A 13700-nucleotide genomic window follows, 5' to 3' on the forward strand; every position below is an offset into this window, starting at 1 on the left:
TGTTGGTAAAACCTCATTTAAGGTTTAAAGAGAGCTATAACAACTATATTAATGAATTAGCTGATGAAGAACGTTACCCCTTTGACAATGGAGTTTGACCATACAAATTTTGAATCATTTTTGAATAAACTGAGAGATTATGAAAAAGGGAAATCCCTAGAAGAAGGGCATGTTCCCAACATTACATATTGGTTAGTAGAAGGTAATGAAATTATTGGCGCGTCTAACTTGCGACTTAAACTCAATGAACAGATTGAATATTGCGGTGGGCATATTGGTTTAGGTATTCGTCCTTCTAAACGCGGACAGAATTTTGGCTCGAAATTGTTAGAGCTTACAATTCTGGAGGCATGGAAGTTAGGCCTAACGGAGTTACATATACATTGTTATAAATCTAATTTAGCTTCTGCAAAAACTATTCAAGCAAACAATGGTCGTCTTGATTCCGAAATTACTCTCAACCAAGTAGTTCAAAGGTATGTTGTGAATAAAACAGTATAAGAATTTTCTTTTAGATTATTTTTAAATGGCAATAAAAAAAGCCCGACATCCTGTCGAGCTTTTTCGTATTTGGTTGCTAGATATGACTCCTGTCGTATCTCACGCTCCTGGTGCTTGAACCTATTATTGTTGTTTTATGTTCCGGAACATCCTGTTCCTGTATGAGTTCATATTAGGAAAAAAGCAGGGTGTCGCCAATCCGCAAAATCCCTAAAAGTTTGTAGGCTAAAGCGTACAAAAATGGGTATGGTTATCCTTATATAAACGGATTTTCAGTTTCCCAAGGCTTGCTGCTAAAAATAATCTGGCCATTTTCAACACAGAGGATCCATGTATAGAAATACTCTTCTCCTAATCCTCGGCATTCAAAATTTGCATTTGGAAATAGAGCGGTAATTTTTTCTATGAGTTGTAAGCAATAAACTGGATCGACATTAAGGCCTGCCTGACCATTAGAAAAGGCATGTACTAAATCACCATAAACATCTTCGTGGATTGAATCCTCCGTTAATATTTCTAGGATATTCTGCTTTTCAGTAGATAAATCAATCGTGTCAAAATCTGTATAACGGACTTGTAGTTCTGTATAAAAACTCATTTTTATTAGCTCTATGATATTAGTGATGAGAAATACTACTTATTAAACATGACTTTATCGTTAAAAACGAGCTGAGTATAGAAATATCTAAACTATAAGAATTCAAATTTCTTAAAAATATTCTTCTTTAGGCCTCTGCGCCGCAACAGACCTTAATCTTTTGCGCTGATTTAAAGTAATAAACTATTGCGGCACAGAGATAAAGAGCTAAGCCAAACGCTTAGCCCATACTACTTTTGTCACACCGCTGCATGACGCTAAAGAAAGTAGGGGCAAAGTCCCGTGGGAGAACAGGACTTTGCAAACTGACATGTTCTAGGCGCTGCATCAGCTTAGGTGAGTAAGCTTGCTCAAGTCGCTGGTAAATACATTCGCAACTGGTTTTGGTGTGTCTACCTGACAGGCAAATTTTTTCAAACTCCTGCTGAGTGTGTAGGTTACAACCCGAAATACCCAAACTACCTAGAACGAAACTTAAAGCCAAAATAGGTTTATAAATTGTCATATTATTCTCATAATGATTTATATCTATGTGTAGAATAAAAATATAATTAGTTTGAAGTTTAAAATAATTTTTAGGTAATAATTAACCCTCCCATGTATATAGGAAAATAAAATAATTAAATTTTTAAAATAAAAGTAATTTATAAATTTAAAAAATAGACAATAGAAAACCTAAATTTCAAATAAATAAAATGATTAAGCAGGAGAGGGAATAAGTTTGAAAAATATCATGGTCAACTCCTTATAATTTATGGAGTCCTACTACCAGATTACCGCGAATTAATTTATGGTGGTAGAACGGAAAGGGGTTGACAGACTGGGATCCATAGAACCAGCACGCACGGGGCGTCCCCCAACCGTCCTACCGCAAAGAAGGGGGACGCAAGGGTCCAGCGAATTATAGCAGAACTATAATCCGTGGTGGATCAGCGGTCTGTCAAAACCGACTGGCAATGTAGGCCAGCAACGAGATAATAATCGGTGATTTTAATTACGTCAATTTAATATTTAAAATATTTTTGATTTAATAATAAAACTAAATTTGTTTTTAAAATAATAGAATTAATATTTAAATTTAATTAGAAAAAATAAATAATAAAATAATCTTATTAATAATAGGGTTTAGTATCTTATAAATAGAACTATTATAGGGGTGGCTGCCTATTCTAAACTTTTAAGCATTTCTTTAGCATCTACATCGCCTGCATCGGCAGCTTGCTGAAACCATTTCTTTGCCAGTTGTGGGTTTTTCGGCGTGCCTTCACCATTTAAATACATCTGGGCCAAGTTGTACTGAGCATCACTTTCATTGTGCTCAGCCGCTTTGGTGTACCATTTAAGTGCCTGCTCATTGCTTTGTGAGACGCCGTGACCTTTTTTATATAGATGAGCTAAATTATATTCTGCGGGTGGGTAGCCTTGCTTGGCAGCACGACTGAACCACTCAAACGCCTTTCCATAATCTTGCGCGGTTCCTTCACCTCTGTCATATAGCACCCCTAAGTTATATTGCGCTTTCGCATGGTCCTTGGCCGCAGCCTTAGTAAAATAATCAAAAGCGCGCTTGGCATCTTTTTCGACGCCCGTGCCTGTGTAATACATCATCCCTAAACTATATTTTGCCCCCATACTTCCATTTTGATCAGCCACAGTTAGCCATTTAAACGCTTGTTCATAGTTTTTAACAACGCCTTGTTCGCCACTTAAAAGCATCATCCCTAAATGATATTGAGCAACGGATTGCCCTTGTTCTGCACGATATTGAATATCGGCCACGCTCGGTTCAGCAAATGCTGAAGAATGAATAGAGAAAATCATCGTAAATATATAAAAAGCAGACTTTTTTATTTTCATATCCCATCCTGAATTTTATTAATTTGAGTAGTTGATTTCTTTAATATCTATTTGAATATAAAAGAAAAATATTAAATATATTTGGCTGATTTATAGTGCTTTAAAATGATCTGATTTTACGGTTTAAATACCTATTTAATAAGAAATTAACCTAAAACTGCATATTTAGACTAGTTACATTTTGAAAATGAGTATAGATAGACAGATTAGTCTTTTTTTAATTAAAATGCGGCCTAAATATAAGTTTGATTGATAATAAAAATGCAGATGAGTGTGTCGAGTATATTGGAGCGTTTAGGCCTTGTTTCACAAAATCGCGCTGTTCATATCCAATTCTCAAATCAGTCTTTAAATCAGCAAGTCTTCTTACAACGTATTGAGGGCGAGCATACGCTCAACCAAGGTAGCGTTGCTGAATTACTGTGTCTGTCGACAAACGCACATATTGCATTAAAACAATTTATTGGCTGTCAGGTTGCTGTCGATCAGGTGACAGATACAGGCCAATTCTTTAGAACCACGGGCATTATTACAGAAGCAAGCCAAGGTCAAAGTGACGGCTCACTCACCATTTATAACCTCACCTTAAAAGACCCAACTGCACTCTGGCATAAACGCCGTAATAGCCGCGTGTTTATGAACAAAAGCGTGCGGGACATTAGCGAAATTTTATTTAAAGAATGGCAAGGTAAAAGCCCGTTATTTGCCTCAAGCTTAACGCTCGACACGGCAGGCTTAACGAAAGACTACGATGTGCGTCCATTTGTGATGCAGTCAAACGAAAGCGATTATGACTTTTTAACCCGTTTGTGGCGTAGCGAAGGCATTAACTGGTTAGTCGATGAATCGCAACTTTTGGTCGCTGACCCGAATGCTTCCATTCAGCCACAAGTGTTACGTTTAATTGATGATAACCAAAACTATCAGGCGCTTGAACGCCGTAGCCTACGTTACCAACGCAGCAGTGCCACAGAACAGTTTGATACCATTACCCAAGTCAAGGCAGAGCGCCGCTTACAACCAACTTCGGTACATGTGCAACGTTGGCAAGCCGATGCTTTGCAACAAGAAGAAGGCAGTGGCAGTGTACAAGGCACGCAAAAGCACAGCGAACACTATGACAATGCGAGCTTGAATCTTGAAGATGCATGGCACGTTAGCCCCGCTTGGATGCAGGACTTAAACGGTGAAGACCAAGCCACAGCTTCAGGTAATAGCCAGATTGAACAGCTTAACCAGCACATGAATGCTTACCATCACCTGAGTTCGAAACAGTTTACCGTTTCAGGTAACGTCCGTGATGCACAGGTCGGTTACTGGTTTGAGCTGAATGACCACCCTGAACTTGAACGACACGACAGTGCTGATAAAGAATTCTTAATCTTAAGCAAGCACTACTATAACCAAAATAATTTACCGAAAGAATTACAACAGCAACTTGAGCGACTATTACCAAAAGACAAGCTCAAGGCAGCCGAACTCGACAACCAAAACCCTGAGCAGCGCCACTTTGCTGAGCTGAACGTGGTTCGTCGCAATATTAAAGCTGTCCCTGAATATAGCCCGTTAGAACACCGACCAGCAGCTTACCCACAGCGTGCTAAAGTGGTGGGATTAGAGGGCGAAAGCATTCATGTCGATCAATGGGGACGCATTAAAGTCCGTTTCTTGTTTACCAGAACAGATGATCATAGCCATGACGGTGGAGTAGGAAGTAACGACAATGACACTGACTCGGCTTGGGTCGATGTACTCACCCCTTGGGCGGGCGCAGGTTATGGCGCACGCTTCTTACCACGTGTGGGTGAGATCGTGGTCATCGACTTCTTTGACGGCAATATTGACCGCCCGTTTGTGGTGGGCCGTATTCATGAAGCCGAACGCCACCCAACTCAGTTTGACCAGAAAGGCCAGCTACCTGACACTAAAAAACTCAGCGGCATCCGCTCCGAAGAAGTCGATGGTAAAGGCTTTAACCAGCTACGCTTTGATGACACCACGGGACAAATCAGTGCCCAGCTACAAAGTAGCCATGCAGCCAGCCAATTAAACTTAGGTAACTTAAGCCATCCAAAAGACAAGGCAGAAAGTGATGGACGAGGTGAAGGTTTTGAACTTAGAACAGACCAGTGGGGAGCGGTGCGAGCTGGCAGTGGTTTACTCGTTAGTACCCACAAACAGGATCAAGCTCAAGGTGTACACTTAGACGCAGCTGAGGCTAAACAACAAATCGAAGGTGGTCTCAACAATGCCAAGGCACTCAGTGAAGTTGCTAAAAATCAGCAAACTGACCCGTTAGAAAATTTAGAAAACTTAAAATCTTTTATTGAAAAACTTGAGCAGCAAGACAACGCAAAAGCTAAAACGTTTAAAGAAGCGATTATGCTGCTGGCGAGCCCAAATAGCGTCGCGCTGAGCAGTAATGAAGATATTCACCTCAGCGCAGATGGGCAGCTCAACCAAACTGCTGGAGACAGCATTAATCTGTCTACACAAAAGAACTTGATTGCACATGCTCAAAATAAAATTAGCCTTTTTGCGGCTCAAGAAGGGGCAAGACTCTATGCAGGTAAAGGCAAAGTTGAGATACAGGCTCAAGGTGACGGAGCAGATTTAATTGCCCGTAAAGCTGTGCAGGTGATTTCGACTGAAGACAAAATTGAAGCGACTGCAGCCAAAGAAATTGTACTCACCGCAGGCGGCTCTCAAGTCAAAATTACCGGTTCAGGTATTTTTATGACCACAGGTGGTAAGTTTGAGGTGAAGGCTGGGCAGCATTTGTTTATGGGAGGCGGGAGTGTGAATAGTTCATTGCCGCAATTACCTGAAACTGATAATCCTTTTGTGCTTCAGTATTTAGTCAAGAATAAAGAAAATCAGGTAATGTCTGGAAAGCCTTATATCTTCTTGGATGAAGAGGGAAATGTTCATAGAGGAATAACAGATAAAGATGGATTTATGAAGCTAAAAACAACATCAGCTTCACAGAACATTACTACAAGAGTCATGATGAATGAAATTGAACAGGCAGATGAAGAAGAGGCTGGGACAGAGGAATGAGTGCATATTTCAGTCGTTTAAAGCTTAATGTTCAAGCTCCATTAAAGTTAAAAGATTTAACTTATAAATTTGTTGTAACGACCAATGGTAATAAGACAAAAATAGTTTTCGATGGTCGTTTTAATGAGCAGGGTTTAACAAGTTGGACTCAAATTAATAATTTAAACACCACTTTAATTTATGAAATTTATCTACGTGGAGAACTTTTGCAGAAAGTTTCTGTAAAAGCATACCCAGATAGGAAAACACATAGTATTTATACGATTAAAACAACGACTGAAATTACAAAGAAAGTTAAAGAAAATATTAAAGAAATCTATCTCAATGATGGAGAAGTGGCTTGGTATCTGATTAAAAAAACTGAAACGATGGCTGATTGGTCGAAACGTGTATATAAAAAACCGTTGTCAGCATCTGATTGGGATGTTCTTCGTGCAAATAATCCGCATATTAAAAATATGGCGCCTATTCGTATCTTAACTCCTGGGCAAGTTATTATTTTATCAAACTCTACAACAGCTAAAGAATTGCAAAAATATAAAAAGGAAGCACAAGAGGCCCAAAAGAAATTAGATGAAATGAAAAGGGACAAAAATTTTGATGAGCAATTTTTTGCTCAAAATTATGAGTTTCTTTATGATGCTATGGCGGACAACCGAACTCAACTAACAAATAAAAATATCTTTGAAAACAACGATCACCCTCTGGTTAAAAAATTTGATAAGGATGCTAATGATAGTGAAAGTGCTTGGGGAGCAATTGCTAAAGGTGGAATTGATGCAACTTTAGCATTCCATGAAGGTACAGTGACTAAAATGAATAAAATTCATGGTGAATTAGCACTAAAAATGGCTGAAGAAAGAGCAAAAGGTTTAGGTTTAGCTAATCCAAAGAACTTTAAAGCGTTTAGAAATAAATATAAAGATTTATACAGACAGCTAGATCAGGTGTATGCAAAAGGGGTTTTTAAATGGGATCAGTCTATTAAAACCAATAATATGCGACGTATTATTAATCAATCTTCATTAGCTAGGGGGACTACTTACAAAGGTGGAATGAAAGAATATGTCGAGAAAATGACTGAATTAGGAAAAATGAGTAAAGTAATAAAAGGTGGAGGATACTTATTTTTAGCCCTAGATATTTATAATGCTGGTGATGCTATTGCCAGTGCAAAACCTGAGGAAAAAACTAAAACAACTGTAGTCGAAACCTCTAAACTTGCTGGAGGGTTAGCTGGTGGTGCACTTGGGGCTTTTATTGTATTAACTGTTGCTAGTGGAGGTACATCTTTGATTGTTTTAGGTGTGGCTGCTGGAGTTTCGGCAGGAGTTGGTTGGGCAGGAGGTGAAGGTGCAGGGCTAATTACAGAATATATATATGATAGAGTGAATAAATGAGTAATTTTATTAATTTAATTATAGAAGATAATAAGTTTTTCTATGCTGCTGTTTCATTTTTATTTCTGTTTCTATTTTTCTTTTTTTATTTGTTGCAATATATTTATATATCTTATAATTTAAAAGGAATCTGTAAAATTATTTTTGGCGATGAAAGTCACTTTACGCTTCCATTAGAACCTTTTAATTGTTTTTTTATTAGTGTCTTGCCTATAGTTTTTTGGCGTGAAATATTAAATATAAAAAAAGAAATAAATTTTAAAAAACTTTATGGAAAAGAATTTTATTATCCAATGAGTAAGTCTCAACTCAATAAAATGTTAAATCAATATCCTAAATTTTTTCTTATTCAATACATAATATATTTATCAGTAATACTTTGGGCTATATTTATGATAATAGCATGTATTTTGATAAAATTTTTTTAAATTAAATATTTGGTATTTGAATACTTAAAGAAAAGGTCAGAAAAGCAGCTGAAAAATATCACCGTTTAATGCCTGATGAAAAAGGTCGGCTATTTTTACAACAAGAATTGAAAACTATTTCTTCATCGGGAAATAGTAAAGCCGATTTTAAAATACATTCAAGTAGTAATGAAGGGAAGGTGTGATGCTAGACAAGGCTGGAAACTTATTATGAAAAACTATTTATCTTTATTTATCTGCATTATTACATGCATCTTTTTAACTTCTTGTAAGCCCGCAAATAATACTACCCAAGGAAATAAGTTGATGAACCAAAATCAAGATGTAATAGCCCTTCATTTTGGTGAACAAGGCATGCAGGATTTTAGTAAGAATAGTACTACACCAGTTGATCATCAGCCTGCAGGGATGAATTTTTTATCATTAGATTGGACTCCACCAAAACTAGGTCGAGTACGTGTATTTAGTGAAAAGAGTAATTTAGAAATAGAAAATGTGATCAGTGTGCTAGGTACACTAGTAGCTCGACGAAGCAATGATGGTATTCAAATCATGGACATTAATGCTAGCTTGCATCCAAATGAATATACCACGAGCCAAGAAGCCTATACTGCTTATACTAAATTAGTACATCAGATTAATGACAAACAATGGAAGCAATATTTTTTACCTTTTAGTGCTCGAATTGATAAGCAAGATAATTTTAAGCATATGAATGAAACAATGGGTAAGGTTATCGATCCGACTTATGTATTAAGTTTTAAAGAATGGCAGGACATTTTATCGAAAACGAATAGACTCGTATTTAACTTATACAATGGTGATGCAGAATTAAGTATTAGCCTTCAACAAACTTATCAAGATGATAAAAAAGAACAGTATATGGTGAGGTATAGCTTTGAGAACTTTAAATATGCAGGGCGAAATGCTATATCTGATACAGATAAGATGAATTCAGAGCAGTTAAAGCAAGCATTTGAAACTGAAGTTGCCAATAATAAGAAAGCCCGTAAAACTGAAGAAAATAATATGAAAAAAGAGGGTTATCATATAGATGAGAGCTATATAGACCCAGACATTTGGCCTTATGTAAAATAAACTGTAAGAAGCGTAATTGATTACGCTTCTTCTCTCATAAAAAATAATTTAAGCAGCTTGAATGGCTTCTCCATAAAGAGAAACAGTTTCTTGTTTATGTTGATGTACGTACCAGAACTGCTCCGCAACCGTTTCTGGATGGATCGTATAAGTTTTATCTTTAGCTTCAGGTGTTTCATCTACAAAACCATTTACAATCCTTAGCTCACATAAACATTTGAGTCAGCAAGACTATGAGCAAGTAAGTTGGTGGCTTTGTATTGAGCGGCAGCCGTAGTTGCTAATGATGAATATTCTTTTGCAACTAAATCGATGCCCACTGCATCGAAAGCAAAAATTCCGTTTGTCGATAAAATACTGCCATGATTCTTTTCTAAATCACCAGAGCAAATATTGCAAGCCGAATTAAAAAAGGTTCAAGTAAAATGAAATTTTTATCATGTATATGGATATTTTTATTATTTGGTTGTACTTCTAAAAACATAGATTCTCAATCTACCGATATTAATTTTGGAAAATTTAAATATTTCCAATCTATGTATAGTGGAGAAAAAACATACCAAGGTTTTGTTACAAGCTCTTCTTCTTTAAAAGAAATTTCTGAAAAAAATGTATTTCCTATTTCTAAGCTAAATTGTTTGGAAAATCAGCTTATGGTAAGAGGTGGGGTAGACTTAGATTCAGAAGAAATTAATAATCAATTATATAAATATATGGCACATGTCGAAATATGTAAAAATGATGATTGTTCAGTCGATATTAAAAAAGCAAAAATTGATACTGAATGCAGAATTGAATTAAGAAAAAATTACTCAAATGATGCTTATCAATCAAATAAAGCAAAGTTGACGAATGCTAATTTTGAATAAAATCAATTTGTTGGTGCCAAATTTGATCTATAATTTATTAAGTTGAGAACTAGAAATAAATAAACCCGCCAAAGCGGGTTTATTTATTTATCAGAGAAGCGTAATTTATTACGCTTCTTCTGCCATAAGAAATAATTTTAAGCAGCTTGAATTGCTTCACCACAAAAGGAAACAGTTTCTTGTTTATGCTGGTGTAAATACCAGAACTGCTCCGCAATGGTTTCTGGATGTACCGTGTAGGTCTTATCTTGTGCTCCAGAAGTCCCATCAACGAAACCATTCACAATTACTTGGCTCACGTAAACATTTGAGTCCGCTAGACTATGAGCAAGTAAGTTGGTGGTTTTATATTGGGCGGCAGCAGTAATTGCTAAGGATGAGTACTCTTTAGCAACTAAATCGATACCCACTGCATCGAAAGCAAAAATTCCGTTTGTCGATAAAATACTACCGTGGTTCTTCTCTAAATCACCTAAGCAAGCTTGTACCGTCGCAATATAGCTCGAAACACGAATATGAAAGCTTTTGGTAAGCTCTAGTGGAGGGGCTTCTAAGATATTTCCTTCAATATCATGGAAAGCATTCCAATGAATATTTTTAATCTCTCCTAATTGATCTTTAATGCGTTTAATAAGATTTGGTATATCTTCAAGAACAGCTAAATCACATGCAAAAGCGTAAGCTTCAATGCCTTGTGCTTTAAGTTCTAGAATAGCCTTTTCAAGTTTTTGAGCGTTTCGTGCCACTAAACCGATTTTATAGCCTTCTTTACCAAATTTATGTGCTACGGCTTGGGAAATACCCGTTCCATAACCAAAAATTATAATATTGTTGTTCATTATAAAGTTCCAAAAAACCAATCATTTGGTTAGAAATAATTTATAATATGTTTTTGTAATGTATTCAAGCGCAAAAGCTATCTCTAAGAATAGTACCCAAAGAATAAAAATGCTTAAAAGCGAGGATTAGGGAGTCAGCTTTACATGAGTTATTCGGCTAAACATAGGCTGTTGAAAGAACTTCCAATTTAGCTTATAAATTTTTATTGGTAAAATAAACCGAAAAATACAAATAAAGTGGAATTTAAATTTAATTAATTATTGGTAAATGGCAATAAATTCTTTTAAATTCATCTAATGACGTAAAAATTCCCAAAAAAATTAAAAATTCGCTTTTCTTAGAAAAACAATCCCGCAGGGTGCTGGCTAAACTATATCTCAAGGGTGTGATAGGGATCGAAAAGAGTAGCATGCACCAAAACGTATAACGTTAGTGTGTACTCACCCAAAAGGTCTCGATTCGGCTTAGGACGCTATAGATCAAAAGTTTATAGGCACAAGGTTATAACTTACAAAGTTATGATTGTTGAAGTAAACCATAGATGTTTTCCCTTGACACCCTAAAAAATTCTCTATAATAAAAACGATACTTTACAAGAATATAATTTATGAATAAGCCTTATCTTTCTGCTTTACCTACCGATAGTCAAATCTCATCTCAATTAAATAATGCTTACTTCCACGACTCGTGGAGCATTGTGCTGGGTCAACCTGACCTGAATGTATTTGAGCAGCTTATTAAACTGTTCCAGCACACTCCGCAGTGGGTAGAGTGGAGCATGAATATGCGTAATAAAATTACTTCAAAGATTGGGCTTAAAGATTTAGGAAGTTTTAAGCAGATTGATACTCATAAAAAAGAAAATGAGTATGTCGCAGGTGACCGGATTGGAATTTTTACCTTGTTGCAGCGTACAGAAAATGAATTAGTGATTGGAGACGATGACAAGCACCTAAATGTGAATTTATCTATATACAAGAATGAAAAGACCAAAGTGCTTACCGTAACCACAGTGGTACATATTAAAAATTGGCTAGGACGACTTTATATGGTGCCTGTGATTCCTGCCCATCGAAAAATAGTACCAGCGACTTTACAGATTTTAGGTTAGAATATTATTTTTATTTACGATGCGATCAACCAAAACCGCTAAGAAGCCAAAGACCGCTTACGTTCTCAACATGATTATCAAATTAATTTAAAAGCTGAGCTTGAGATTCGTCATTTGCATGAAAAAATGGACCATCTTTTATCGCCTCAATGGGAAAGGCTTGCGCATATTCAAGAAATTCAGCTAGATCTTTTGGCTGAAATGAATAAAAAACGATAAAGATTTTCTGAGTTTCACGTGGAACATGAGTAGAGCGTTATAGATTATTTTGCGGTAGGTTCGAAATTTCTTTATGATTTGCCGCCATGCTCCATTGCTGCTTCTACGACCATGCCTTTAAACGACAATTTTGTTTACGCTCCGCCACAAGATCCGCTTTCAATTTTATTTGAAGACGATGATTTGATTGTGGTTGATAAACCTGCGGGCTTGTTGTCAGTGATGGGGCGTTTACCTGAGCATCATGACAGCGCTTATTTACGGGTGCTAGAAAAGTTTCCTTTAGCAAAGGTCACGCATCGTTTAGATATGGCGACTTCGGGCCTACTTATGTTTGCCAAACATCGCGATGCAGAAGTTGCGGTAAGTAAAATGTTTCAGGCCAGAACAGTCAAAAAACATTATATTGCTTTGGTACAAGGCCAAGTCGCACAAGAGGGCAGCGTTGAAGTTCCACTCATTACCGACTGGGAAAATCGCCCAAGACAAATTGTACATTTTGAACTAGGCAAACATGCTAAAACGTTGTTTCAACCGTTGGTTTATGATGAAACAACAGATCAAAGTCGAGTGTTACTTGAACCAGTAACAGGGCGTTCGCATCAGTTACGTGTGCACATGATGCATATAGGACATCCGATTATGGGGGACAAGTTATATCACCCTGAGCCTAAACGTTTTCACTTAAACCGCATGGCCTTACATGCCGCATATTTGGCTTTCCAACATCCCTTAAATGGAACGGATGTGGTGATTGAGTCACAAGTGCCTTTTTAAAATTTATATACTTAAAAAAATTAATTTGATGCAATTGGGAACTGAATATATACCCAAACTGCAATAAAAGTCGGGTATTCTTGATGTCGAATAATATTAATACCGCAACAACAACAAGGATCACTTTATGACTCGTGACTACGAACAATTTCCAGATGATGATAACGGCAATGTACTTTGGCAAATGGCTGAAGACGGGGATGATTTAACCGAACTGCATGAAATTGAATTTTCTATTGCTTTTCATGATCAGAAAAATGCAGAGCAGTGTGCACTCTATTTGCTTTACCAAGAACAAAAAGTTTCACTTTTTCAAGATGATTCTGTTGAGCCAAATGAATGGGTGATTACCATCTTCGTTAACATGGAACCTGAGTATTCAGATATTGTTGACTTGGAACAATGGTTTGCCAGCATCGCTGAGAAATTTCAGGGCGAATATGATGGATGGGGCTGTATGGCTTATGTCTTTGAGGAAGACGACGAAGAAGATCTGTTGCAGTAAGGTCTAAAATAAAAAGTAGGAGATAAATATGAACTTATCTCAAAAACAAATTGCAGTACGGTTTTTAGAGCTTGCCGCAGCTGGTGAAGTCGATGAAGCTTACAGCAATTACACTGCGCCGAACTTCAAGCATCACAACCCTTATTATGCGAGTGATGCAACTTCTTTGAAGGAAGGGATGCGTGAAAGCACGGCTTAAACTCCAAACAAAGTCTTTGATGTTCAACATGTCATTGAAGAGGGCGATTTGGTTGCTGTGCATTCAAAACTTGAAATGCAAATGAATGGGTTAACCATCTTGGCTGTGGTTCATATTTGCCGTTTTGAAAAGGGTAAAATTGTTGAGTTTTGGGATATTGGGCAAGTACAGCCCGACCCACTCGTCAATGAAAATGGTATGTTCTAATAAAAAGCCCGAAAGTTTTCGGGCTTTTTAT

12 protein-coding genes and 4 pseudogenes are annotated in these 13700 nt (G+C 36.8%); 11 read left to right on the forward strand and 5 right to left on the reverse strand.

Features of this window, described 5'->3' with window-relative positions:
• Window positions 1–2: 2 nt before the first annotated feature.
• Window positions 3–501, forward strand: a pseudogene (locus HJG58_RS11740) (GNAT family N-acetyltransferase).
• Window positions 502–757: 256 nt separating this feature from the next.
• On the opposite strand, the gene HJG58_RS11745 reads toward HJG58_RS11740, so the two are convergent.
• From HJG58_RS11745 to HJG58_RS11755, 3 genes are all read right to left on the reverse strand, one after another.
• Entirely contained in the window at window positions 758–1099 is a 342-nt protein-coding gene (locus HJG58_RS11745) for a hypothetical protein (RefSeq protein ID WP_170249008.1), read from the reverse strand.
• A 220-nt stretch (window positions 1100–1319) separates the two neighbouring features.
• Complete coding sequence (locus HJG58_RS11750; protein WP_170249010.1) at window positions 1320–1604, reverse strand: hypothetical protein; 285 nt, start codon at window positions 1602–1604, stop codon at window positions 1320–1322.
• A 659-nt stretch (window positions 1605–2263) separates the two neighbouring features.
• On the reverse strand, window positions 2264–2956 hold the full coding sequence (locus HJG58_RS11755) for a tetratricopeptide repeat protein (protein WP_170249011.1): 693 nt from the start codon (window positions 2954–2956) through the stop codon (window positions 2264–2266).
• A gap of 261 nt (window positions 2957–3217) precedes the next feature.
• Here HJG58_RS11755 and HJG58_RS11760 point away from each other — a divergent pair, with 261 nt between their 5' ends.
• The 4 genes from HJG58_RS11760 to HJG58_RS11775 all read left to right on the forward strand — a co-directional run bounded on the left by HJG58_RS11760 (window position 3218) and on the right by HJG58_RS11775 (window position 8942).
• Window positions 3218–6016 carry a type VI secretion system Vgr family protein gene (locus tag HJG58_RS11760; RefSeq protein WP_170249013.1) on the forward strand — a complete coding sequence of 933 codons (2799 nt, stop codon included), beginning with the start codon at window positions 3218–3220 and terminating at the stop codon, window positions 6014–6016.
• The gene (locus HJG58_RS11765; RefSeq protein WP_170249016.1) at window positions 6013–7416 is read left to right on the forward strand and encodes a hypothetical protein; all 1404 of its coding nucleotides are present in this window, start codon (window positions 6013–6015) and stop codon (window positions 7414–7416) included. The genes HJG58_RS11760 and HJG58_RS11765 overlap by 4 nt, the downstream gene beginning before the upstream one ends.
• A complete protein-coding gene (locus HJG58_RS11770) occupies window positions 7413–7844 on the forward strand; it encodes a hypothetical protein (RefSeq protein WP_170249018.1) in 432 nt (143 codons plus the stop codon). The genes HJG58_RS11765 and HJG58_RS11770 overlap by 4 nt, the downstream gene beginning before the upstream one ends.
• A 210-nt stretch (window positions 7845–8054) precedes the next feature.
• Window positions 8055–8942: a hypothetical protein gene (locus tag HJG58_RS11775; protein WP_170249020.1), complete on the forward strand. Its 888-nt coding sequence runs from the start codon at window positions 8055–8057 to the stop codon at window positions 8940–8942.
• Window positions 8943–8990: 48 nt separating this feature from the next.
• Here HJG58_RS11775 and HJG58_RS11780 read toward each other — a convergent pair.
• A pseudogene (locus tag HJG58_RS11780) lies at window positions 8991–9331 on the reverse strand (SDR family NAD(P)-dependent oxidoreductase); the annotation flags it as partial.
• A 36-nt stretch (window positions 9332–9367) separates the two neighbouring features.
• On the opposite strand from HJG58_RS11780, the gene HJG58_RS11785 reads away from it, so the two are divergent.
• Window positions 9368–9811 (forward strand): hypothetical protein, encoded by a 444-nt coding sequence (locus HJG58_RS11785; protein WP_069035894.1) that lies wholly within the window; start codon window positions 9368–9370, stop codon window positions 9809–9811.
• A 137-nt stretch (window positions 9812–9948) separates the two neighbouring features.
• Here HJG58_RS11785 and HJG58_RS11790 read toward each other — a convergent pair whose 3' ends face one another.
• Complete coding sequence (locus HJG58_RS11790; RefSeq protein ID WP_170249021.1) at window positions 9949–10650, reverse strand: SDR family NAD(P)-dependent oxidoreductase; 702 nt, start codon at window positions 10648–10650, stop codon at window positions 9949–9951.
• A gap of 608 nt (window positions 10651–11258) precedes the next feature.
• Here HJG58_RS11790 and HJG58_RS11795 point away from each other — a divergent pair.
• The 5 genes and pseudogenes from HJG58_RS11795 to HJG58_RS11815 all read left to right on the forward strand — a co-directional run bounded on the left by HJG58_RS11795 (window position 11259) and on the right by HJG58_RS11815 (window position 13669).
• A complete protein-coding gene (locus HJG58_RS11795) occupies window positions 11259–11762 on the forward strand; it encodes a DUF2867 domain-containing protein (protein WP_170249023.1) in 504 nt (167 codons plus the stop codon).
• 42 nt (window positions 11763–11804) lie between these two features.
• Window positions 11805–11981, forward strand: a pseudogene (locus tag HJG58_RS11800) (DUF1003 domain-containing protein); the annotation flags it as partial.
• Window positions 11982–12092: 111 nt separating this feature from the next.
• A complete protein-coding gene (locus HJG58_RS11805) occupies window positions 12093–12758 on the forward strand; it encodes an RluA family pseudouridine synthase (protein WP_086376389.1) in 666 nt (221 codons plus the stop codon).
• A 127-nt stretch (window positions 12759–12885) separates the two neighbouring features.
• The gene (locus tag HJG58_RS11810; RefSeq protein WP_069035888.1) at window positions 12886–13263 is read left to right on the forward strand and encodes a ribonuclease E inhibitor RraB; all 378 of its coding nucleotides are present in this window, start codon (window positions 12886–12888) and stop codon (window positions 13261–13263) included.
• A 28-nt stretch (window positions 13264–13291) separates the two neighbouring features.
• Window positions 13292–13669: pseudogene (locus tag HJG58_RS11815) on the forward strand (nuclear transport factor 2 family protein).
• Window positions 13670–13700 lie beyond the last annotated feature (31 nt).

This window comes from Acinetobacter geminorum (assembly GCF_013009345.1).
Taxonomy (GTDB): domain Bacteria; phylum Pseudomonadota; class Gammaproteobacteria; order Pseudomonadales; family Moraxellaceae; genus Acinetobacter; species Acinetobacter geminorum.

Excerpts from the sequence above, each read along its gene's own strand:
- HJG58_RS11810 (WP_069035888.1), top strand. The coding sequence starts at position 12,886 with ATGACTCGTGACTACGAACAATTTCCAGATGATGATAACGGCAATGTA.
- HJG58_RS11760 (WP_170249013.1), top strand. The coding sequence starts at position 3,218 with ATGCAGATGAGTGTGTCGAGTATATTGGAGCGTTTAGGCCTTGTTTCA.
- HJG58_RS11755 (WP_170249011.1), bottom strand. The coding sequence starts at position 2,956 with ATGAAAATAAAAAAGTCTGCTTTTTATATATTTACGATGATTTTCTCT.
- HJG58_RS11750 (WP_170249010.1), bottom strand. The coding sequence starts at position 1,604 with ATGACAATTTATAAACCTATTTTGGCTTTAAGTTTCGTTCTAGGTAGT.
- HJG58_RS11765 (WP_170249016.1), top strand. The coding sequence starts at position 6,013 with ATGAGTGCATATTTCAGTCGTTTAAAGCTTAATGTTCAAGCTCCATTA.
- HJG58_RS11805 (WP_086376389.1), top strand. The coding sequence starts at position 12,093 with ATGCCTTTAAACGACAATTTTGTTTACGCTCCGCCACAAGATCCGCTT.
- HJG58_RS11770 (WP_170249018.1), top strand. The coding sequence starts at position 7,413 with ATGAGTAATTTTATTAATTTAATTATAGAAGATAATAAGTTTTTCTAT.
- HJG58_RS11790 (WP_170249021.1), bottom strand. The coding sequence starts at position 10,650 with ATGAACAACAATATTATAATTTTTGGTTATGGAACGGGTATTTCCCAA.
- HJG58_RS11775 (WP_170249020.1), top strand. The coding sequence starts at position 8,055 with ATGAAAAACTATTTATCTTTATTTATCTGCATTATTACATGCATCTTT.
- HJG58_RS11745 (WP_170249008.1), bottom strand. The coding sequence starts at position 1,099 with ATGAGTTTTTATACAGAACTACAAGTCCGTTATACAGATTTTGACACG.
- HJG58_RS11785 (WP_069035894.1), top strand. The coding sequence starts at position 9,368 with ATGAAATTTTTATCATGTATATGGATATTTTTATTATTTGGTTGTACT.
- HJG58_RS11795 (WP_170249023.1), top strand. The coding sequence starts at position 11,259 with ATGAATAAGCCTTATCTTTCTGCTTTACCTACCGATAGTCAAATCTCA.